The sequence below is a fragment of the Zhihengliuella sp. ISTPL4 genome (genome assembly GCF_002848265.1).
In the GTDB taxonomy this organism is placed as follows: domain Bacteria; phylum Actinomycetota; class Actinomycetes; order Actinomycetales; family Microbacteriaceae; genus Microbacterium.
Window position 1 is genome coordinate 3216868 of the sequence record NZ_CP025422.1, and the last position, 21441, is coordinate 3238308.

Annotated in this window: 20 protein-coding genes; 8 read left to right on the forward strand and 12 right to left on the reverse strand. The window is 72.5% G+C overall.

The window, feature by feature from the left end:
• Positions 1-151 precede the first annotated feature (151 nt).
• The 3 genes from CYL12_RS15400 (at position 152) to CYL12_RS15410 (ending at position 2484) form a co-directional block, all read left to right on the forward strand.
• Positions 152-493, forward strand: coding sequence for a DUF7882 family protein (locus CYL12_RS15400; protein WP_101848364.1), 342 nt, complete (start codon positions 152-154; stop codon positions 491-493).
• A gap of 114 nt (positions 494-607) precedes the next feature.
• Positions 608-1507, forward strand: a complete 900-nt coding sequence (locus CYL12_RS15405; protein ID WP_101848365.1) for an SDR family oxidoreductase — start codon at positions 608-610, stop codon at positions 1505-1507.
• A 59-nt stretch (positions 1508-1566) separates the two neighbouring features.
• Positions 1567-2484, forward strand: coding sequence for an EamA family transporter (locus CYL12_RS15410; protein WP_101848849.1), 918 nt, complete (start codon positions 1567-1569; stop codon positions 2482-2484).
• 22 nt (positions 2485-2506) lie between these two features.
• Here CYL12_RS15410 and yidC read toward each other — a convergent pair whose 3' ends face one another.
• Together yidC and CYL12_RS15420 are read right to left on the reverse strand one after the other, a co-directional pair.
• Positions 2507-3271, reverse strand: a complete 765-nt coding sequence (gene yidC / locus CYL12_RS15415) for a YidC/Oxa1 family membrane protein insertase (RefSeq protein ID WP_101848366.1) — start codon at positions 3269-3271, stop codon at positions 2507-2509.
• A gap of 62 nt (positions 3272-3333) precedes the next feature.
• Positions 3334-3606 carry a DUF6412 domain-containing protein gene (locus CYL12_RS15420; protein ID WP_101848367.1) on the reverse strand — a complete coding sequence of 91 codons (273 nt, stop codon included), beginning with the start codon at positions 3604-3606 and terminating at the stop codon, positions 3334-3336.
• Positions 3607-3698: 92 nt separating this feature from the next.
• Between CYL12_RS15420 and CYL12_RS15425 the strand changes: the two genes are divergently transcribed.
• The gene (locus tag CYL12_RS15425; protein ID WP_101848368.1) at positions 3699-4736 is read left to right on the forward strand and encodes an NAD(P)H-dependent flavin oxidoreductase; all 1038 of its coding nucleotides are present in this window, start codon (positions 3699-3701) and stop codon (positions 4734-4736) included.
• Positions 4737-4764: 28 nt separating this feature from the next.
• Here CYL12_RS15425 and purU read toward each other — a convergent pair whose 3' ends face one another.
• On the reverse strand, positions 4765-5616 hold the full coding sequence (gene purU, locus CYL12_RS15430) for a formyltetrahydrofolate deformylase (protein WP_101848369.1): 852 nt from the start codon (positions 5614-5616) through the stop codon (positions 4765-4767).
• Positions 5617-5699: 83 nt separating this feature from the next.
• Between purU and CYL12_RS15435 the strand changes: the two genes are divergently transcribed.
• Both CYL12_RS15435 and CYL12_RS15440 read left to right on the forward strand, forming a co-directional pair.
• Positions 5700-6914, forward strand: coding sequence for a cation:proton antiporter (locus tag CYL12_RS15435; RefSeq protein ID WP_101848370.1), 1215 nt, complete (start codon positions 5700-5702; stop codon positions 6912-6914).
• Entirely contained in the window at positions 6911-7381 is a 471-nt protein-coding gene (locus CYL12_RS15440; RefSeq protein ID WP_101848371.1) for a glutaminase, read from the forward strand. The genes CYL12_RS15435 and CYL12_RS15440 overlap by 4 nt, the downstream gene beginning before the upstream one ends.
• A 2-nt stretch (positions 7382-7383) precedes the next feature.
• Here the strand turns inward: CYL12_RS15440 and CYL12_RS15445 are convergent, their stop codons facing one another.
• From CYL12_RS15445 to CYL12_RS15460, 4 genes are read right to left on the reverse strand one after another with little or no spacing between them, the layout of a single operon-like run.
• On the reverse strand, positions 7384-8100 hold the full coding sequence (locus tag CYL12_RS15445) for a glutamine amidotransferase-related protein (protein WP_101848372.1): 717 nt from the start codon (positions 8098-8100) through the stop codon (positions 7384-7386).
• A 40-nt stretch (positions 8101-8140) separates the two neighbouring features.
• Positions 8141-8890, reverse strand: coding sequence for a LysR substrate-binding domain-containing protein (locus CYL12_RS15450; protein ID WP_101848373.1), 750 nt, complete (start codon positions 8888-8890; stop codon positions 8141-8143).
• Between the two features lie 10 nt (positions 8891-8900).
• A complete protein-coding gene (locus CYL12_RS15455) occupies positions 8901-9176 on the reverse strand; it encodes a hypothetical protein (RefSeq protein ID WP_101848374.1) in 276 nt (91 codons plus the stop codon).
• A complete protein-coding gene (locus tag CYL12_RS15460; protein WP_101848375.1) occupies positions 9173-10732 on the reverse strand; it encodes a PspC domain-containing protein in 1560 nt (519 codons plus the stop codon). Before CYL12_RS15460 ends, CYL12_RS15455 begins: the two co-directional genes overlap by 4 nt.
• Positions 10733-10846: 114 nt before the next feature.
• Here CYL12_RS15460 and CYL12_RS15465 point away from each other — a divergent pair, with 114 nt between their 5' ends.
• Positions 10847-12073, forward strand: coding sequence for an ATP-binding protein (locus CYL12_RS15465; protein WP_101848376.1), 1227 nt, complete (start codon positions 10847-10849; stop codon positions 12071-12073).
• Positions 12066-12725, forward strand: coding sequence for a LuxR C-terminal-related transcriptional regulator (locus CYL12_RS15470; protein ID WP_101848377.1), 660 nt, complete (start codon positions 12066-12068; stop codon positions 12723-12725). The genes CYL12_RS15465 and CYL12_RS15470 overlap by 8 nt, the downstream gene beginning before the upstream one ends.
• A 6-nt stretch (positions 12726-12731) precedes the next feature.
• Here CYL12_RS15470 and CYL12_RS15475 read toward each other — a convergent pair whose 3' ends face one another.
• The 5 genes from CYL12_RS15475 to CYL12_RS15495 all read right to left on the reverse strand — a co-directional run bounded on the left by CYL12_RS15475 (position 12732) and on the right by CYL12_RS15495 (position 21247).
• The gene (locus tag CYL12_RS15475; RefSeq protein WP_025102471.1) at positions 12732-13139 is read right to left on the reverse strand and encodes a DapH/DapD/GlmU-related protein; all 408 of its coding nucleotides are present in this window, start codon (positions 13137-13139) and stop codon (positions 12732-12734) included.
• Positions 13140-13220: 81 nt separating this feature from the next.
• Positions 13221-13994 (reverse strand): DNA-formamidopyrimidine glycosylase family protein, encoded by a 774-nt coding sequence (locus tag CYL12_RS15480; RefSeq protein ID WP_101848378.1) that lies wholly within the window; start codon positions 13992-13994, stop codon positions 13221-13223.
• Positions 13994-14788, reverse strand: a complete 795-nt coding sequence (locus CYL12_RS15485; RefSeq protein ID WP_101848379.1) for an EI24 domain-containing protein — start codon at positions 14786-14788, stop codon at positions 13994-13996. Before CYL12_RS15485 ends, CYL12_RS15480 begins: the two co-directional genes overlap by 1 nt.
• Positions 14789-14830: 42 nt before the next feature.
• Positions 14831-19414 (reverse strand): ATP-dependent helicase, encoded by a 4584-nt coding sequence (locus CYL12_RS15490; RefSeq protein WP_101848380.1) that lies wholly within the window; start codon positions 19412-19414, stop codon positions 14831-14833.
• A gap of 150 nt (positions 19415-19564) precedes the next feature.
• Positions 19565-21247: an ABC-F family ATP-binding cassette domain-containing protein gene (locus CYL12_RS15495; protein WP_101848381.1), complete on the reverse strand. Its 1683-nt coding sequence runs from the start codon at positions 21245-21247 to the stop codon at positions 19565-19567.
• Positions 21248-21441: the final 194 nt, after the last annotated feature.

Genomic DNA, 21441 nt, shown 5'->3' on the forward strand with positions numbered 1-21441 from the left:
CGCGCGCAGGGGCTTGACTTCGCCGGTCCGCTCCTTCAGCGGCTTGGCGATTTGCCGTCGGGCCCTGCTGAGGGCATACGCTCTTCCCATAGAGGCCGATCCCGGTGCCGTACGCCGGGCTGACGCGCATCCGACCGAGGAGCATCACCCGATGGGCAAGTTCATCTACGAAGGCAGCGTGAAGACCGAGATCGAGGATCGGGCGCTCACGCACCTGCAGCTCGTCATCACGGCCAAGCTGCGTCGCGGCGAGCCGTTCCCGTTCAGCTGGCGCGAGGACGCCAGCGTCGGCGGCGGCCGGACCACCGTCTGGATCCAACCGGGCAGCTCGCTCGTCTTCAAGTACTTCGGCAGCCGGCAGCCGGCCGTCAACCGTTCCTGGATCGAGGCGCTCGCGTTCACCGCGAACGCGCCCAGCGGCCTGTACCTCGTGCCCGAGCCCGCCGAAGGGACGGAGCACCCCGGGCTCGGCGACGCTCCGAGCGCCGGCTAGCCACATCGTTCGCGCAGGCCGCCCCGCACTGTCAACCCCCTGCCGTCCGCACTCCCCAGCCGCGAGGCTCGATCACGACCTGATCGACAGCCCCACGACACAGGAGGAGCGGACATGACGGACACCACCGGCGACGGCGGCCTCACCGACCCGCGGCACGCCCACCACGAGGACGGCTTCCCCGCGCAGAGCCAGGACCAGCCCGGTCTCACCGAGAAGACCACCCCGGAACCCGATCACGGCGAACAGTCGTACGTCGGCCACGGCAGACTGGAAGGGCGACGTGCCCTCATCACCGGAGGCGACTCCGGAATCGGGCGCGCGGTCGCCATCGCGTTCGCCCGGGAGGGCGCCGACGTCGCCATCGTGCACATGCCGGAGGAGCAGGAGGACGCCGAGGAGACGCTCGCGCTCGTCCGTGAGGCTGGTCGCACCGGCGTCAGCATCCCCGGTGACGTCCGCGAGGAGGCCTTCGCCACCGACGCCGTGCACCGCGCGCGCCGCGAGCTCGGAGGCCTCGACGTGCTCGTCCTCAACGCGGCCTACCAGCACGACATCGACGGCTTCGAGAACCTCGACACCGAGAAGATGCGTCGTGTGTTCGACACGAACCTCGCCGGCCTCGTCTTCTCGGCGCGCGCCGCCTTCCCCGACCTCGAGCCCGGATCCAGCATCATCGTCACGTCGTCGGTGCAGTCCGCGCAGCCGTCGCCGGGACTCATCGACTACGCCATGACGAAGGCCGCGCAGGTCGCCTTCGTCAAGGCGCTCGCGGAGGAAGCAGGACCGCGCGGCGTGCGCGTCAACGCCGTGGCCCCCGGACCGATCTGGACGCCGCTGATCCCCGCGACCGGCTGGGGCCCGGAGCGCCTGGAGACGTTCGGACAGGACACCCCGCTCGGACGCGCGGGGCAGCCCGCGGAGCTCGCCGGAGCCTACGTCTACCTCGCCTCGGCGGAGTCGTCGTACGTGTCCGGTGCGGTGCTCGCGGTGACGGGCGGCAAGCCGCTCTGATCCGCGGAAGGACGGCTCAGGCGGCGGGGAGGCGGGGCCCCGCCGCCTAAGCTTGTGTGGTGCAGAGACCCGCGGCATCCGGCCCCCTCGTGGGCGTCGCGCTCGTCATCGGGTCCTGCCTCTCGCTGCCGTTCGGCGCCGCCGTGGCCGCGCAACTCTTCCCGGTCCTCGGGCCGTGGGGCGTGACGTCGCTCCGCGTCGCGATCGCCGCGCTGCTCTTGGTCGTGATCGTGCGGCCCCGGCCCCGGGCCTGGACCCGGCCGCAGTGGCTCGCTGCCGTGTTGTTCGGGGTGTCGCTGGCCGCGATGAACGGCTTCTTCTACGCCGCGATCGACCGCATCCCGCTCGGACCCGCCGTCGCGATCGAGTTCCTCGGGCCGCTCGTGCTCGCCGCCGTACTGACACGTCGTCTCGCCGATGCGGTCTGGGTGGGCGTGGCCCTGCTCGGCATGGCGCTGCTCGGGGTGGACGGGCTTGTGGGTGCCGAGCCGCTCGACCCGCTCGGCGTGGTCTTCATCCTCATCGCGGCCGGATTCTGGGTCATGTACATCCGGATGAGCGCCCGGGTCGGCGCCCTCATCCCCGGCAGCAGCGGACTCGCGATGGGGCTCGTCGTCGCGGCGGTGCTCCTCATCCCCGTGGGTGTGCCCGCGGCGGCGACGGTGGCGCTGGACCCGCAGCTCCTCCTGCTCGCGGCGGTCACGGCGGTGCTGTCGTCCGTCATCCCCTACAGCTTCGAGCTCGCGGCGCTCCGGCGCCTGCCGCAGCGGGTGTTCGGGGTGCTGCTGAGCCTGGAGCCGGCGTTCGCGACCCTCGCCGGGTGGCTCATCCTCGGACAGGACGCCACGCCACTGCGGGTGCTCGCGGTGGCGCTCGTGATCGCCGCGAGCGTGGGGACGACGCTGGGCGTGCGGCGGGACCGGAGGGGCGACGGTGCCCGGGGGCCGTTCACCGCTCCGATCCCGCTTCCGGACTGACGCCCGTCCGGCCGGGCGGGTCTCACGCCGGGACGGACGCCGGCTGCGGCAGCGGGTAGCGGCGGCGCAGGATCACCCGCTGCACGAGGGTCCACACGACCGTCACGGTGAGGTAGAGCGCAGCGGCCAGGGGGACGAAGGCGGCGAACACCGCCGTGAGGTAGTGCAGCGCCGCCATCATCCGGAGCATGCCGGGGGAGCTGAGCGGGGAGTCGTCGCCGTCGACGGGGGCCGGCCGGAACACCCGCCGGGTGACCTCGGCCACGGCGATCATCACGGCCAGCAGCACGCCGAAGACCGCGAACGTCGCCGGAGTCGCGGTGCCGCCGAACAGGGCCGACACCAGGCTCGTGCCGAGCGGGGCGCCGAAGAGGTCGTGGGTGAGCAGCTCGTTCGGGTGTCCGGCGATCTCCGGTCGCAGGAACAGCGTGTAGAGCAGGCCGACGACCGGTGCCTGCGCCAGCACGGGCAGCATCCCGGCGAAGGGCGAGGTGTTCTCGGCCCGGTAGAGCGCCATCATCTCCTGCTGCAGGCGCTCCGGGTTCTTCCGGTGGCGCTGCTGCAGCGCGCGCAACCTCGGAGCGAGGCGGGCCCTGGTCTGCTCGGCCCTGGCCTGGGAGATGCCGACGGGGATGAGGAGGGCGCGCACGAGGAGGGTCACGAGGACCACGGCGAGGGCGGCGGCGGAGGGGCCGGCGAAGGGTTCGAGAAGGGTGGAGAGGCCGTTCAGGGCGCCGTAGGCGGCGTCCAGGAGCGCGGCGAGGGGAGGGAAGGCGAAGATGTCCACGGGGGTCCGTTCGATGAGGTCGGGAAGGGTCGGCGAAGGCCGCGCGGTCCCGGTCGAACGGACTACGCGGCGGTCGCGACTCCCGGCGCTCGCGGACGAGGGTGTCCCGCGGCATCCGGATCGCTCTGCGGGAGGAGCGTTCCGACATCGATCGCCCGCAGCGGGTGCGGGGTGTCGGCAGAGGCCTGGTGGCGCACGCTCAGCACGACGGCGAGCGTGAGGACGGTGACGGCGAGCAGCGCGATGGCGAGGCCGAGCGCGGCGGCATCCGGCATCGTCACGAGGCCGATCGCGGCCGCGACGAAGCCGAGCATCTGCCCGAACCACTCGCTCATGCCGCGAGCTTACCCCGTTCGAATCGCCTGAATCGCTGCATCCGGGCCACCGATGGAGCCATTCAGGCGATTCGAAGGCGTACCGTCGGGGTATGGCGACAGAACTTCTGGGAGTCGAGCGTCCGATCGTGCTGGGACCGTTCGGGGGGAACTCGTCGGTGGCGCTGACGGCGGCGGTGAGCGAAGCCGGGGGCCTCGGCTCGTACGGGCTCTACGGCTACGACGGCGAACGGATCCGCGCCGTCGGGGCCGAACTGCGCCGTGCCACCGACCGTCCCTTCGCCCTGAACATCTGGCTGCCCCTGGGTGACGAGGCCGTGCCGAACCCGCAGCACACGGTCTTCGCGCAGGCGCTGGAACCGTTCTACGAGGCCGTCGGGGTTCCGGTGCCGGCCCGGCCCGAGCGCTACATGCCGGAGCTCGACGAGCAGCTCGACGCGGTGTGGGAGGTCGCTCCGGCCGTCCTGAGCGTGGTGTTCGGGGTGCCGTCCGCCGCTCTCGTCGCCGAGGCGCGCGACCGCGGTATCCGTGTCGTGGGTACCGCCACCACGGTCGCCGAGGCGGTCGCGCTCGCCGAGGCCGGAGTCGATGCTGTCGTCGCCTCGGGAGCCGAGGCGGCAGGGCATCGGGTGTCCTTCCTGCGTCCCGCGGCCGAATCGCTGGTGGGCACCATCGCGCTCGTGCCGCAGATCGTGGACGCGGTCGACGTGCCCGTCATCGCCGCCGGCGGGATCGCCGACCGTCGCGGGGTCGCTGCGGCCTTCGCCCTCGGGGCCTCCGGCGTGCAGGTGGGGACGGCGTTCCTCGCGACCGCCGAGTCGGCCGCGACGGCAGCGCACCGCCACGCCATCCGGACCACCGCCGCCGACGAGACCGTGCTGACCAGGGCGATGAGCGGACGCGTCGCCCGCGGTGCCCGCAACCGCGCGGTCCGGGCGATCGAGGCGAGCGGCACGATCGCCCCGTTCCCGATGCAGAACTGGCTCACCGGACGGTTCCGCACGGCGGCAGGGGAGCAGAACCTGGGCGAGCTGCAGTCGCTGTGGATGGGGCAGGCCGCCCCGCTCGCGTGCGGGACGACCGCTGCCGAGGTCTTCGCGGAGCTCGCAGCCGGAGTCCCCGGCCGGTGAGGAACCTCGACCGCTGAGCGGCCGGGCGCTACAGGATGACGGTCGAGCGGCCGTGCACGATCACGCGGTCCTCGGCGTGCCACTGCACGGCCCGGGCCAGCACCAGACGCTCGACGTCAGCGCCCCGGCTCTGCAGCTCCGCCGCGGACTCCGAGTGCGTGACCCGCGTGACGTCCTGCTCGATGATCGGCCCCTCGTCGAGGTCGGCCGTGGCGTAGTGGGCCGTGGCACCGATCAGCTTCACGCCGCGCTCCTTCGCCCTGGCATAGGGGTTCGCGCCGATGAAGGCGGGCAGGAACGAGTGGTGGATGTTGATGACCGGAGCCTCGAGGCGCGTGATGAAGTCGTCGCTCAGGATCTGCATGTACCGGGCGAGCACGACGAGGTCGACGTTGCCGCGAAGGAGGTCGAGCTGACGCTCCTCCATCGCCTGCTTGTCCGTCGAGGGGATGTGCACGAACGGCACGCCGAAGGAGCGGACGGCCTCGGCGAGGTCGGGGTGGTTCGAGACGACCATGGTGATGTCGATGTCGAGCTGCCCGCGCTGCGTGCGCCACAGCAGCTCCATGAGGCAGTGGTCGTACTTCGAGACGAAGATCGCCACGCGCTTGCGACGCGCGACGTCGTGCAGCGACCACTCCATGCCGAAGCGCTCGGCGACCGCCGCGATGTCGGCCTCCAGAGCGGGACGTGCGGCGGCGAGCCCGTCGAGGTGGATGACGGTCCGCTGGAAGAACCGGCCACCCTCGGAGTCGGTCGAGTGCTGGTCGAGCGAGATGATGTTGGCTCCGTGCTGGGCGAGCACGCCGGCGACCGCGGCGACGATGCCGGGCTGGTCGTCGCAGGCGATCAGCAGGCGGGCGGTATCGGGCTGGGTCATGGCTGCTCCTCGGGGTGTGCATCGATTCTGCCGTGCCGCGCGGGTGGGGAGCGAATCGCCCGCGGCGTCGCTACCCTGAGACCGTGGATGCGAGCGACATCGGACTGGTGCTGATCCCCCTGCTGGCGGTGGCCGCGCCGTTGCTCGCCCGCGGGGTGCGTCCGCTCGTCCGGGTGCCGATCGTCGTGTTCGAGCTCGTCCTCGGCATCCTCGTCGGGCCGGCTGTGCTCGGCTGGGTCGAGCCCGGTCCGCTGCTGGAGAAGCTCAGCGACTTCGGCCTCGCCGTGCTGTTCTTCGTCGCGGGTTCCGAGATCGACTTCCGTCAGGTGGCCGGGAAGCCCCTCGCCCGGGCGTCGCTGGGCTGGCTGCTCAGCGTGGTGCTCGGCATCGGACTCGGATTCTTCTTCGCCCCTGGCGAGGGCATGGTCGTCATCGGGATCGCATTGAGCTCGACCGCCCTCGGCACACTGATGCCGATCCTGCGCGATGCGAAGGAACTGGACACGCCGTTCGGCCGCGCCATCAGCACGATCGGCGCCGTGGGCGAGTTCCTGCCGCTGATCGCGATCTCGATCTTCCTCAGCACCCGGACGACGCCCCTGGCGACGGCGGTGCTGCTCACCTTCGTCGTCCTCGCGGGGCTCGCCGTCCTCATCGCACATCGGGTGCCCCACGGGCGCCTGCACGGCATCGTGCGCGCGACCCTCCACACCTCCGACCAGTTCGGGGTGCGGTTCGTGATCCTCCTCATCGCGGCGCTCGTCGGCCTCAGCGTGATGCTCGACCTCGACATGCTCCTCGGGGCGTTCGTCGCCGGCGCGATCTGGCGCATCATCATGGCCAGGGCCCCGGAGAAGGATGCCGAAGAGGTCGAGAGCAAGATCGAGGGTCTCGCCTTCGGCTTCCTCGTCCCGGTGTTCTTCCTCTACACGGGCGTGACCTTCGACCTCCAGGCGCTGCTGACGTCCCCCTCGGCGATGTCCCTCGTGCCGGTGTTCCTGCTGGCCCTCCTGGTGATCCGCGGCTCGGCTGCCCAGCTCTCCGCCCCGGCGGGAGCCAGCGGACGGGACCGTGCCGCCCTCGGGCTGCTCGCGGCCACCGGACTGCCGATCATCGTCGCCGTCACCGCGATCGGCGTGGATCAGGACATGCTCGACTCCGGGACCGCGGCCGCGTTGGTCGGGGCGGGCATGCTGTCGGTGCTCCTGTACCCGCTGATCGGCATGACGCTGCGTGGCGATCGTGCGCAGGTCGCCGGCCCGCGCCTCGCCGACCAGACCACGCTGGGGGAGCTGTGACCACCGCCTCCGCCCTGCTGACCCAGGCCGTGCAGGAGCTCGCCGGAGCCCCCCGAGAGGGCCTCGGCGAGGAGAAGGACTCACGCTGGCGCGGGCGGCGGATCGTCCGGGTCGGCGAGGCCTGGCACCTCGGCGTGATCCTGCTCACCGACACGCACGCCCTGGCGACGGCGGAGGTGCTCCGCGCCGCGGACCCGGGGCGTCGGGGATACACCGCCGAGTCGGCGCGCGCCCGAGCCGAGCGCCGGGCCCTCGCGCTCCGGGGCGGCTTCCACGAGGGGGATGTCGTGCACGTCGGGTGGAGCGTGATCGACGTCGATGCGGTCGACGCCGGAGGCTCCTCCGGTCCGCTCGCGCTCATCGACGGCGTGCCGTCGGTGCGCTGGAGTCAGGCGGGCGGGTTCATGCCGCTGGAGGCCTACCTGCGCGAGCGTGTCCCGCTGCTCCGCGGCGACGCGCCGGCCTGATCTCAGCCGAACAGCTCGGCGAAGCGGCGGAGCAGGGCGGCGCCCTCGGTGACCGAGGCCGCGAGGACGTCCTGCTGCACCGCGTCGAACTGCGCCGGATCGAAGTACCCGGTCGTGCGGTAGAACGTCATGCGGTCGGCGAAGTCGCGCGGCGTCGGCTCGGGGTGGAACTGCGCGGCGTACAGGTGCGTTCCCACCCGGTAGGCCTGCACGGGGCAGTCCGCGTTGGTGGCGAGGAGCACGGCCCCCGGAGGAGTCGCTGCCGCACTCTCTTTGTGCGCGGTGAAGACGGTGAGTGCCGGACCGGACGGGCCGAACACGGGATCGACGGCGCCCTCCGGCGTCGTCTCGATGACGGTCGCGCTCGCCGCCTCCGGCATGGTCGTCACGACCTCGCCGCCGAGGAGCCGGGTGAGCACGCCGATGCTGAAGCACGTGAAGAAGGCGGCGATCCGCTGTTCCCGTGCCGCGCGGGCGAGCGTCTCCAGATCGGCCTCCACGCGCCGCTGCACCGGGGTCTTCTCGACGTCGGTGACGTTGAACGGCGAACCGCCGATGACGACGCCGCGGTACCGGTCGAGATGGGCCGGAGTCAGCGGCTCGTGCAGCAGGTCGAGACGATCGACCACGTCGACCCCGAGGGCCCGCCGGAACGAAGCGTGCTCGGCATCCGCCGCCCCGGTCTCGGGTCGCACGCAGACGTAGAGAAGCGAGGCCATCAGGCGATTCTAACGAGGGGGAGAGCCCGGGCCTGACGGCTCAGCGCGAGGAGTTCGCCGTGCGTCCGCGGACGATCCCGACGAACGTCTCGACGTCGGGCGTGGTCCGGTCGCGCGGCCAGGCGAGGGCCACGGTCGAGACCGGGCCGTCGGCGAGGACCCGGTAGTCGGCGTCCTTCCGGTGGTGCAGTCGGGCCAGTGACATCGGGACGAGGACGATGCCGACACCCGTCGCCGCCGTGGCGATCGCGTCGGCGGTCGACAGGGCGGCCACGCGAGCGGGGGCGGTGTCCGGCAGCTTCAGCGGGCCGAGCACGTCGTCGGACAGGGAGAGGAGCACCTCGCCGGCGAGGTCGGCGGTCGTCAGCTCGTCCGCCGCGAGCAGGTGAGAATCGGCCGAGGCCACGACGACCGGGACCTCGTCGTACAGCGGGATGACGTGCAGGGACACATCGTCGAGCGGGAGGCGCACGAGGGCGGCGTCGAGATCGTCGAGCGCCGGACGCTGCTCGGCGACCTCGATCGGGACGAGTTCGAGGGCCACGTGGGGCAGGCGGCGCTTCCAGGTGTCGATCCACTTGCCCGGTGTCGCCCCGGGTACGGCGCCGAGGCGGAACGTCCGCGGTTCCTCAGGCGGCGCGGTCGGAGCGTCGAATACGACCTTCTCGGCGCGGGGGGTGCGACGCGGAGTCGGCTTCCCCTGCCGTGAGCCGCCGCCCGCGGCACGGCTCCGGTGGGCGGGTGAGCCCTTGCCGGAGCCCTTCGCGGGTCGTCGTCCCTGGTGCGCCATGGGATCCAGGCTACTCGGCGTCCTCCGCGTCCTCGGCGGGGGAGTTCCGCTGGGTGCGCCGGACCAGTCCGGCGACACCGCCCACGAGGAACAGCGCCCCGGCGGTGAGGAGCAGGATCGTGAGCAGGGTGGCGGGGGTCATCGTCCCCACGCCGTCGGCCAGCGCGGCGCGGCGCTCCGGGTCGGTGAGGAACCACAGCGCCCCCGCGGCGATCGCGGCGAAGGTCGTGCCCCAGATGACGGCTGCCCAGCGCACCCGCGGTGCGGTGATGGTCTCGGTGCTCATTCCTGGCCCTCCTCAGGCTCCTGCAGGGTCACGACGATGACGCCGCTCGCCTGGTCGACGGTCACGGGCTGGATCGTGGAGGGGCTGCCCTCCTCGGCGGAGATGTTCGCGTTGAGGACGTTCTCCTCGCCCCGTGGCCGGGTGGAGATGACGCCGGTGTCCATGACCATCGGGTCGTCGGGATCGACGCGGAGCCAGCTCACCTCCACACCGTCGCCGACGGTGCCGCGGAGCTGCAGCTGCACGCCCGCGTCGACGAAGATCTCGGTCCTCCCCGACCCCTTCTCGATCTCGATGGGGCGAGGACCGCCGTCGTGCGGGTGGAGCTGCAGGTACAGGTCGCCGAACGGCTGACGGACGTTCGCCTCCTGGTTGTTCGTGAGCGAGGCGTACCCGAGCGTGAGGCCCGGCATGGTGGACAGGACGCCCGTGAGGAGCCCGGCGGCGAGGGTCAGCACGGTGAGGAAGGCGAGGGCGCCACTGCGGCGACGGAGGGCTCCGGCCGTGATCATCGCCAGGGCCAGGACCAGTGCGCCGGACAACAGCCCCAGCGCGCCCCCGAGGGCTTCACCGACGGCGAGTCCCACGCCGGCACCGACGACGATCGCGAGGCCGAGGGCGGTCATGACGAACGGGAAACCGGCGCGCGGATTCGACGCGCGGCGGACACGTCGGCGCTCCGCGGCGGCGGCGGCGAACACGGCAGCCTCGGCCTGACGCTCCCGGCGGAGCTGGTCGCGCGCGGCGCGCTCCGCATCCTGCTGCTGACGGCGCCAGGCCTGATCCTGCTCCTTCCACGCGGCATGCTGCGCACGCCAGGCTTCCAGCGCGGCGGGGTCCTGCGTGCCGGGAGGAAGAGGCGCCGGAGGGGCCGGGATGGCGAGGATGTCGTTCGCGACGGCGTCGGGACGCGTCACCGGAGGAGGTGCGTCCGCTGCGGAAGGAGTGGCGTCCGCCCCCGTGGCGGGACCCGAACCCGCGAGGGGGGCGGACGCGGCCGGGGCCGCCGGATCTGCGGAAGCCCCCGGCAGATCCGGCGCGGAAGCACCCGGGGTGCGGCGCGCGGCACGCACGATGAGGAAGAGCAGAGCGGCGGCGAGCACGAGTCCGACCACCCAGGTGAAGGCCGACAGCGCCGACCAGCCGTCGTAGCCGAGGCCGAACAGGCGCCCGGCCAGCGGAGCCGTCGGGAAGAGGCCGATCACCGCCACCGCCAGGATGCCGAGCTGCACCGGGTCGAACCGGCGCTGCAGCAGATCGCGGAGGTGCACGCGCCCGTCGACGTCCGGCAGCACGGCCCAGGCGAGGGCGTACAGGAACAGCGCCGGAAGGCCGAAGAGGGCGGCGACCACGAGGATCCCCCGCACGATCAGCGGATCGATGCGCAGCCGGATCGCGATGCCGGCGGCGACGCCGCCGAGCCACCCGTCGGTGCGGACCACGCCCAGGCCGGAGACCCACAGCAGGAAGCGATCGGCGCCGCGCGGTCTGCGGGGGGCATCCGGTGCCGGCACATCGTGGTCGGCGGGCGGCGGCGGGGCGGTCGGAATCGTCATGTGTCGATCCTCGCGGCCGTCGGCGCCGCGGTGCCATGGGGAGAACCCCTGAGCGCACCCTGATTCCGCGCCGGGGACGCCCCCTGAGGACGACGCGGATGATTGGATGACGTTATGCCTTCCGCCGTCTCCGCGCCCGCCTCCCCGGCACCGGCGACCGCGCGTCCGGCGCTGACCCGCGACCGCGATGCTCTCGTGGCCGGGGTGAGCGCCGGGATCGCACGCCACCTCGGCGTGGGCGCCAGGCTGGTGCGGGCGCTGTTCCTCGCCCTGACGCTCTGCGGCGGCGCGGGCGTGCTTCTCTATGCGTGGTGCTGGACGTTCATGCCGTGGGCGGAGGGGATGACGTCGCCGACGCGACGCCTCCCGGTCGCCTGGCTTCTGCTGGTCCCCGCGGCCGTCGGCGCCCTCGTCATCGTGGTGTGGCGCGGGGGGAGCGACTGGCTGAACGGTTCGATCCCTCCGGGGACGGCGGCCGTGGTCGTCGGCGGTACCACCCTGTGTGCGACCGCTTCCGGGCTGTGGGCGACGCTCATCGATCGCAGCGACACGGCGCGCGGCCCTCGGCACACCACCACCGTCCGCATCCTCGCGGTGCTGATCCTCGGGCTCGTGGTGCTCCTGCTGCTCTCCTGGCCGGTCGCCCGCTCGGGTGTCGTGCTCGTGCTGGTCCCGCTGACAGGGCTGGTCGCGGTGGTCGCCTCGACGCTCATTCCGCGCTGGCGGGAGCTGGCGGGGGAGCGGGTGCGCCGCATCCGGGAGGAGCAGCGCAGCGTCATGGCGGCTCACCTGCACGACTCGGTGCTGCAGACGCTCGCCCTGATCCAGAATCGAGCCGGGGCATCGAGTGAGGCCGCACGATTGGCCCGCGCGCAGGAGCGGGAGCTGCGCGCGTGGCTGTACGACGGGGACGCCCCGGCCGACAGCGACCTCCCGACCGCCCTGCGCGACTACGCCGGAGCGCTCGAGATCGACCACCCGGTCCGGATCGACGTGGTCTCGGCCGGACTCTCCGCGGAGCGGGCCAGCGGGGAGCTGGCTGCCGCCGCTCGCGAGGCGATGCTGAACGCCGCCCGGCATGCGCGAGGCGAGATCTCCGTGTACATCGAGGGGCGTGTCGATGGCGTCGAGGTGTTCGTCCGTGACCGCGGTCCCGGATTCCGGCTCGACGAGGTGCCGGGCGACCGTCTCGGCGTGCGCGAGTCGATCATCGGGCGCATGCGTCGGGCCGGGGGCACCGGGTCCGTGCGCAGCGATGAGGCAGGCACCGAGGTCCACCTGCGCATCACGACCGCTGCATCCCCGGAGCGGGGCGCCGTGCGACAGGAGTTCCGTGGCTGACCGTCTGCGCGTCGTGATCGTCGACGACCATTCCATCTTCCGCTCCGGCCTGCGGGCCGACCTCGACGCCAGCGTGGAGGTCGTGGGCGAGGCGGCGGACGTGCCATCGGCCATCGCCGTGATCGCGGAGACCGCACCCGACGTGGTGCTCCTCGACGTGCACCTCCCCGGCGGCGAAGGTGACGACGCGACCGGCGGGGAGGCCGTGCTCCGCGGGTCGGCAGTGCCGGGAACCCGTTTCCTCGCTCTGAGCGTGTCCGACGCAGCCGCCGACGTCGTGCGGGTCATCCGCGCGGGGGCGCGCGGCTACATCACGAAGGGCTCGTCCGGACGCGAGGTGAGCGATGCCGTCCACGCTGTCGCCGAGGGGGACGCGGTGTTCTCGCCGCGGCTCGCCGGTTTCGTGCTCGACGCATTCGGCGCCGTCGCCGGCGAGACCGCCACGGCGACGGACGAACTCGACCGGCTGTCCTCCCGTGAGCAGGAGGTCATGCGGCTGATCGCCCGGGGCTACGCCTACAAGGAGGTCGCAGCCGCGCTGTTCATCTCGATCAAGACCGTGGAGACCCACGTCTCATCGGTGCTGCGCAAGCTGCAGCTCTCCTCGCGTCACGAGCTCACGGCCTGGGCGTCGGAGCGACGCCTGCTCTGAGCGCGGTCAGGCGGCCAGCCACAGACCCTTCTGATCGGTGGCGACGGTGAGCCCCGCCGCGACCGTCTCGTCGTCGCCGATGCGGGCGCCCCGCACGATGCGGGCCCCGGCCCCGATGTCGGTGCGGACCCCGACGTGCGCGTGGTCGCCGACCGCCGCGCCCTGGCCGACGTGCGCGTGCGCGTCGATGTACGCGCCCTCGCCGATCACGGCGTCCTCGTCCACCCACGCACCGCGGGCGACGATGGCCCCCGCTCCGACGCGTGCTCCCGGTTCGATGTAGGCCCCCGCCTCGATGTGCGCCTTCGGATGCACCTTGGCGCCATGCGCGACGAGACCGCGACCGTTGGCGTGCTTGCGATACCGCAGCGTCGCTCCGTGGTCGTTCTCGATGTCGACGTAGTTCTTGCCCACGATTCCTCCCGTGCTCCGGAGTTCTCCGGATATATCAACAACCACGAGAGGGGCAGATTCATTCCCGCGGATGGATACGGCTCAGCGCTGGCACCGAGGGCACCAGAACGTGATCCGCTCGCGCGTCGGATCGGCCCCCAGCTCCCCGCGGCGGATGAGCGTGCCGCAGCGGCGGCAGGGGCGACCGGCCCGACCGTACACCCACGTCGCCTGTCCCGGACGATCGATGCCGGTGAAGGTGCGGTTGCGGCGGTCGCGGTTCGCGCGGATGGTCCGCACGCCCAGGTCGAGCAGGGCGGCGACGTCGACCTCGGGGGTCGGCGTGGTCGGCAGGATTCCGCGGAGGAACAGGAGTTCTGCCGCGTACTCGTTGCCGAAGCCCGCAACGTTCCGCTGATCCAGCAGGGCGACGTGGATAGCCCGGGTGTCGGCGCCGAGTCGTCGGGCGGCCTCCGTCGGGTCCCAGTCGGCGGCGAGCGGATCGGGGCCGAGGTAGCCGACGAGGTCGTCCTCGTCCCTGGTGGCGACGACCTCGACCTCGGCGATGTCCACACCCACCGCCTCGCGCTCCGCCGTGCCGACGATCGCCCGCACCTTGAACGCCGGATGCCGCCACTTCTCGCCGGGTCGGTAGACGAACCAGGCACCGTCCATGCGCAGATGCGAATGCAGCGTGCTCTCGCCGATCCGCAGCAACAGGTGCTTGCCGCGGGGGACGGCGCCGTGCACCCGCTGCCCGGTCAGGTCCAGTGTCGCGAACCGCGGCACGCGGAGGTCGAAGCGCGTGACCTCGCCGCCCGCGAGGGCTTCGTCCAGGCGGCGCGCAGTGCGGAAGACGGTATCGCCCTCGGGCATCAGGCGGTCCCGGTGGTGCGGTCGTGCCGGCCCGGGGCAGGGGCGGCGGCGGCGACGGCGAGCGGGGTGCGGGCCTGCATGTCGCGGGCCAGCATCGTGCTCCCGGCGACCGCGGCCGGCATCACCGCGACGGCACCGCCCGGGATGAGGAAGCACAACTGGGTGGCGACGCCGAAGCCGAGCACGCGCGCACGGCTGCCGGAGAACAGCGCGGCGCGGGCGGCCGGGCTCAGGTCGCGCGCATCGAAGGCGCGGCCGGTCAGCTCCCGCGCGAGCAGGCGGCCCGTGAGGACGACGCCGGAAACCGCGCCGAGGACGCCGCCGACACCGGGAACGAGGCCGACGAGCAGGACGAGGAGCGCGATCAGGATGCCGAGCATGACCAGACGGAGCCCTTCGCCGACGGTGGTCCAGAAGCTACCGCCGTCGGCGGGAGGCGGGTCGCCGAGGTCTCTCTCCACGGCGTGCCAGATGCGCTGGTAGAACGGGTCGCCGATCGTGAGGGTGAGGGCGCTGAACACCGAACTGGCCAGCGCGAGTGCGGCTGCCACGACGACGAGGCCGACCGCGGTGCGGAGGAAGCCGCGCCAGGGCTCCGCCCAGCCGTCGGCGAACGGGGTGAGCCACGCGGACAGCGACGGCATCGACAGGATCAGCGGCACGAGGACGGCCGCGAGGAGCACGAGCGCGATGATCGCGGGGACGAGCCCGAGCGCCATCAGGCCCGGACGGGTGCGCCACACGCCGAACCCGCGGAACAGGGTGCGGACGCCGGCGGCGAACTCTCGGATCATGGCTCCAGGGTAAGGGGGGTCGGGGGTGGTCGTGATGTCGGGTCAGACGGCCTTGCGGAGGGTGAAGCCGCGCGGCGTCTGGACGAAGCCCGCCTCCTGCAGGGCCCGCCCGAGGATCGTGCCGTACACCCCCTCGCCGTTCACCTTCTCGACGGTGAGGGTGTCCAGGCGGCGGTCCCTGGCCGTCGTCGCGAGGTCGGCGGCGGCGGCCTGCAGCACCTCCTCGTCGTCCGTGAAGCACAGCACGGTCCGCCCCCCGCGCTCGAGCGACAGCACGAGGGTGCCGTCGACGAGCACCACGAGGCCGCCGGCCTTGCGTCCCGGGCGATGCGAGACGCCCTCGAGCTTCGGCCACCCGAGCGCCGCGCCGTACGGGTTCGCGGGGTCGGTGGCGGCGAGGGTGACGGCCTTCCGTGGCGGCGGATCGGCGAGGCCGGCGTACGTGCGGAGGCGGTCGACCGTGGCGGAGGCCGCGAACTGCGCGGCGCCGAGCTTCTCGATCACATAGCCGCGGCGGCAGTGCCCCGCCTCCTCGAACCCGGCCAGCACGCGGTACGCCTGCGCGAAACCCCCGGGGACGCCCTCGGACTGCACGGCGCCGCGGGTGACCACGCCGTAGCGGTCGAGGAGCAGTCCGGCGGTGACGGTCGCGCGGCGCGCCGGATCGGTCTCGACCTCGGGGAGCAGCGACCACCGACCGCCGATGGAGGTCGGGCGCGGCGCGGTGCGCGTGAGCGACATGCCGCGATAGGTGCGCGCCCGCGGAGCGCGGCGCTTGACCTTGTGGGCCTGGGAGCCCCCGGTCAGCAGCGAGCGGATCGGCGCGAACGTGTCATTGGTGACGTGCCCGGACCACGTCAGCGACCACAGGGCCTCCAGCACCGACTGCTCGTTCTCGGCGCCGGTCATCTCCTTGAGCTGCGCGGCGAAGTAGGCGCCGCCCGCCGCGAGGGCCGCGAGGAGGCGCGCTTCCAACGAGTCCGCCGCGATCTCCGCGTCCGGATCGGGCAGCGTGAACGGGGCGAGATCGGCCGGGTGCAGCGAGACCCACCCGTCGCGCCCGGGAAGCGTGCCGTGGCCGGACCAGATCACCTCGCCGGCGGCCGTGAGCTCGTCGAGCATCGCCGGGGTGTAATCGCGCACCCGCGACGGAAGGACGAGCGACTCCCAGGCGCTGGCGGGGATGGGCACGCCGGCGAACTGCTCGATCACCGTCAGCACGCCGTCGATGCCCTCCAGGGGCCGACCGAGGTGCTGCCAGTCCGGCAGGAACCGCGCATAGGCCTCCGGGGACACCGGCTCGACGGACCCGCGGATCGCGGCGAGCGATCGCATCCGCAGCCGCCGCAGCACCTCGGTGTCGCACCATTCGATGTCGTCGCCACTGCCGGCGGCGGTGGGGAGGAAGTACCCGCTCGTGAGGCGGCCGTTCGTCTCCAAGCGCTGCAGGGTGTGCCGGGCGACGGCGGTACCGAGTCCGAACCGCTCGGCGACGGCTACGGTCGTGAACGGGCCGTGGGTGCGGGCGTGACGGGCCACGAGGTCGCCGAGAGGATCCGCCAGCGGCTCGAGGAACGCGACGGGGATGCCGGTCGGCAGGGCCGCCCCGAGCGCGTCGCGCAGGCGCCCCGCGTCTTCGATCGCGGCGACCCTGGACACCCCGGCGATCGTGACCGGGATGGCCCGTCGCGCGGTCACGAGGTCGTCCAGCAGCGCTGCCGCGGTCGCCCCGTCGGTGGAGTCGGGATCGAGGCGCGCGGCGACCTCGTCGGCGTCGAGCGGGCCGAGCAGCCGGAGGAGGTCGGCGACCCCCTCCAGGCCGCGCGCCCGGCGCTCCGGGTCGAGACGCTGGGCTTCGCGCTCGAACTGGGCGATGACGTCGGGGTCGAGGAGCTCGCGCAGCTCGACCGTGCCCAGCAGCTCGCCCAGCAGCGCCGGGTCGACGGAGAGAGCGGCGGCGCGGCGTTCCGCGAGCGGCGAGTCGCCCTCGTACATGAACGCCCCGACGTAACCGAAGAGGAGGTCGCGCGCGAACGGCGACGGCTGCCCCGGCTGCGTCTCGACGAGGCGGATGCGGCGGTCGGCGATGCTCGTTGCGAGCCTGCGCAGCGACGGCAGGTCGTAGACGTCCTGCAGCACCTCGCGCAGGGTCTCCAGGATGACGGGGAAGGTGGGATGACGGCGCGCGACCTCGAGGAGTTGCGCCGAGCGCTGGCGCTGCTGCCACAGGGGCGTCCGGCGGTTGGGGTTCGTGCGCGGCATGAGCAACGCCCGCGCGGCGCACTCCCGGAACCGCGACGCGAACAGCGCCGAGCCGCCGACCTCCTGCGTGACGAGCTGTTCGAGCTCATCTGGATCGAACACGAACAGCTCCGCGCCGGGCGGCTCCGACTCGGCGTCGGGGATGCGGACGATGATGCCGTCGTCGCTCGCCACCGCGGAGCCCTCGACGCCGAGACGCTCCCGCACGCGCGCATTGATGGCGAGCGCCCACGGCGCATGCACCTTCATGCCGTACGGGGAATGCAGGATGACCCGCCAGTCGCCGACCTCGTCGTGTCCGCGCTCGACGGTCAGCGTGCGGTCCGTCGGCAGGGTGCCCGTGGCCTCCCGCTGCTCGGAGAGATGGGCGAGGAGGTTCGCGCGCGCCTGCTCGTCGAGTCCGGCGGCGATGAGGCGCTGCTCCGCCTTTTCCGGCTTCGCCGCGGACACCTCGCGGGAGAACGCCCCCAGCGCCTCGCCCAGCTCGAACGGACGCCCGATGCCGTCGCCGTGCCAGAACGGCACCTTTCCCGGCTGGCCGTAGGCGGGGATGACGTTGACCCGGTCGTGGGTGATCTCGGCGATGCGCCAGCTCGTGGTGCCCAGCGTGAACACGTCCCCGACGCGGGACTCGTAGACCATCTCCTCGTCGAGCTCGCCCACCCGGGCCCCCGTGGATTCGCCGGCGACGAAGACGCCGAAGAGCCCGCGGTCGGGGATGGTGCCGCCGCTGGTGACCGCGATCCGCTGCGCACCAGGGCGACCGGTGAGCGTGCCGGCATCGCGATCCCAGACGAGTCGCGGCCGCAGCTCGGCGAACTCGTCGGAGGGGAAGCGGCCGGCCAGCAGGTCGAGCGTGGCCTCATAGGCGGAGCGGGGGAGCGACTGGAACGGGGCGGAGCGGCGGACGGTCTCGAACCACTCCTCGACGCTGATCGCTCCGAGGGCGCTGGCCGCGACGGTCTGCTGGGCGAGGATGTCGAGCGGGTTCCGCGGCACCTGGATGGCCTCGATCTTCCCCGCCAGCATGCGCTCCGTCACGATCGCGGTGTGCAGCACGTCGCCGCGGTGCTTGGGGAAGAGGGCGGCCCGGCTGATCTCGCCGACCTGATGGCCGGCGCGACCCACGCGCTGGAGTCCGGAGGCCGCAGACGGCGGCGCCTCCACCTGGATCACGAGGTCGACGGCACCCATGTCGATGCCGAGTTCCAGGCTGCTCGTAGCGACCACGCAACGGAGGACGCCGGACTTCAGCTCCTCCTCGACCTGCGCCCGCTGCTCTTTCGACACCGAGCCATGGTGTGCCTTGGCCAGCACGGGATCGGCGCCCGCGGTGGACCCCGCCTGCGCCATCATCGCGGCGGGCACGGACGGCTCCGGCAGTGCGACGCCGATCCGCTCCGCGTAGATCTCGTTCAGCCGTCCGGTCAACCGCTCGGCGAGGCGGCGGGAGTTCGCGAAGACGATGGTCGAGTTGTTCTGGAGGATGCGATCGACGATCGCCTCCTCGACGTGCGGCCACACGGACCCGGTGACCTCGGTGTACTCCGCGTCGATGCCGGGCGCTTCCGGCGGGGCGCCGGGCGGGGGAGGCGGGTTGGTCATGTCGTCCATCGGCACCACGACACCGAGCTCGAAGGTCTTCGACGCGGGCGGGGCGACGATCTCGACCGGGTCCGCGCCGCCGAGGAAACGTGCCACCTCGTCGATCGGGCGCACGGTGGCGGAGAGGCCGATGCGCTGCGCGGCGCTCTCGGCGCCGTGGGAGCGGCGGAGGGCGTCGAGGCGTTCCAGGCTCACAGCGAGATGCGCGCCGCGCTTGGTGGCGGCGACGGCGTGCACCTCGTCGATGATGACCGTGTGCACGTCGCGGAGGGTGTCGCCCGCCCGGCTCGTGAGCATCAGGTACAGCGACTCGGGCGTGGTGATGAGGATGTCGGGCGGATCGGACACGAGCTTGCGGCGATCGCTCGAGGTGGTGTCGCCGGAGCGGACGCCCACCGTGATGCCGGGGGCTGCGAGACCGAGCCGCCGCGCGGACTGCCCGATGCCGATGAGGGGAGAGCGCAGGTTGCGCTCCACGTCGACGCCGAGGGCCTTGAGCGGGGAGATGTACAGGATCCGCGTGCGGGACCCGTCCTTCTTCGGCTCCTCCGGGAGGTCGGCGCGCTCGCGGAACACGCTGTCGATCGCCCAGAGGAACGCCGACAGGGTCTTGCCGGAGCCCGTCGGAGCGACGACGAGCGCGTGCTTGCCGGCGGAGATCGCCTCCCACGCCCCCGCCTGTGCCGGCGTGGGTGCGGTGAAGGCACCCCGGAACCAGTCCTGTGTGGCCGGGGTGAAACGGTCGAGCACGTCGCTCATGCCTCCATCATTCCCGACCCCACCGACATCCGGCCCGGACCTTGACACCCGGCTGCCCCACTCGCACGACCTCGTTCCGCCCGCACGACGGAACCACGGTTCCGGTCGTGCGGACGGACCCGGGTCGTGCAGACGGAACGACGGAAGACGTCACCCGACCTCCCGCAACCCGCCGTCGGCATCGATCTCCAGGGTGAGGTCGAGGTCGAGCCGGGCGAGGAAGGCGTCGTCGTGACTCACGACGAGCACCGCCCCGCGGTACGCCCGCAGCGCCTCGACGAGCTGGTCGACCGTGTCGAGGTCGAGGTTGTTCGTCGGCTCGTCGAGGACGACGAGGTGCGGGGCCGGATCGGTGAGGAGCAGCCGGGCCAGGGCGACTCGGAATCTCTCGCCGCCGGAGAGTGCCGACACCGGACGGTCGGCCGTCGCGCCTCGGATGAGGAACCGGGCGAGCCGATTGCGAAGCTCCTTCTCCGGCACATGCGGCGCTGCGGCCGCGATGTTCTCGAAGACGGAGCGTTCCTCATCGAGACCGTCGACGCGCTGCGGGAGGTAGCCGATCCGGTCGGTGAGCGCCTCCGCCCGCAGCTCCGGCCGTGCACAACTCAGGGGATCGCGCCCGATCTCTGCCTCCGACGACGGATTCGGACGTTCCGGCGGCTCTTCTCCTGAGTTGTGCACGGACCCGGAGACCAGCCGCTCCAACAGCGTCGTCTTGCCGGCGCCGTTGCGGCCGATCAGGGCCACGCGCTCCGGACCCTGGATCACCCAGGACCGATCCGGCCCGCCGAGCTCGGCGATCCGACGGCTGCGCGACACGTCGGGATCGGGCAGCTCGATCTTCATCGAGGCATCCGACCGGACCCGCCGACCCGCCGCATCATGTGCTGCGCGCGCAGCGTCCTCCTTCGCGCCGACCTCGGTGCGCAGCTTGCCGGCCGATACCTCGGCGGCCATCTTCCGACCGTGCGCGATGATCTTCGGAACGCGCTTCTCGACCTCCGCCTTCTTGGCGGTCCGGGCGCGATGAGCGAGCTTGACCTCGGCTTCGATCCGCTGCCGCTTCTCCTTGCGGAGCACCTGCGCGGCGGCGACCTCGGCGTGCTTCGCCGCATCCTGCTCGGCATCCAGCCAGGCGCGCCACTCCGAGTAGGGTCCGCCGAACACCGAAAGGGTCTGTCCGTAGAGTTCGGCGGTGTCGTCCATGAGCTCGAGAAGCGCGAGGTCGTGGCTCACGACGATGAGCGTGCCCTTCCATCCCTCCACCATCGCCGCGAGGGTGGCTCTGGCGTCGCGGTCGAGGTTGTTCGTGGGTTCGTCGAGGAGGGTGAGGGGCGCCCGCTGCAGCCGGATGCCGGCGATCGCGACGAGCACGGCCTCCCCGCCCGACAGCTCGCCGACGGTGCGGTCGAGGAACTCGGGGGCGAGCCCGGCCTCCGCGAGGGAGGCCTCGGCCCGCGCCTCGATGTCCCAGTCGTCGCCGACCGCGTCGAAGTGCGCGGGGTCGACATCGCCCGCGGCGATGGCGCGGACGGCGTCGAGGGCGGCGGACACCCCGAGGAGGTCGCACACCCGGCGCTCCACGTCGAGCGTGAGCTGCTGGGGGAGGAAGGCGACCTCTCCCGAGGTGCTGACGGTCCCCGAGGTCGGGTCGAGCTCGCCGGCGATGAGCCGGAGCAGCGTCGACTTGCCGGCGCCGTTGCGGCCGACCAGGCCCGTGCGGCCCGCGCCGAAGGCTCCGGAGACGCCGTCGAGGGCGACTGTGCCGTCGGGCCAGGTGAAGGAGAGGCGGTCGAGGACGACCGAGGCGTGCGAGGAAGAGGGCTGTGACATGGGGTGTCTCCTGTCGAGTGCGAGGATGCACTGACACCGAGCCCCTGCCGGGCCGTGGAGTCACGGGGAACGGAGGAGAGTGTCTGCCGGGGAGTCGGCGATCGTCGGGTCAGCGCGCGAGAAGAGGGGCGCGGAGGCGACGATTCAGATCAAAGGACTTCCAGACACGGCGGACAGGACGCCACGACGATACC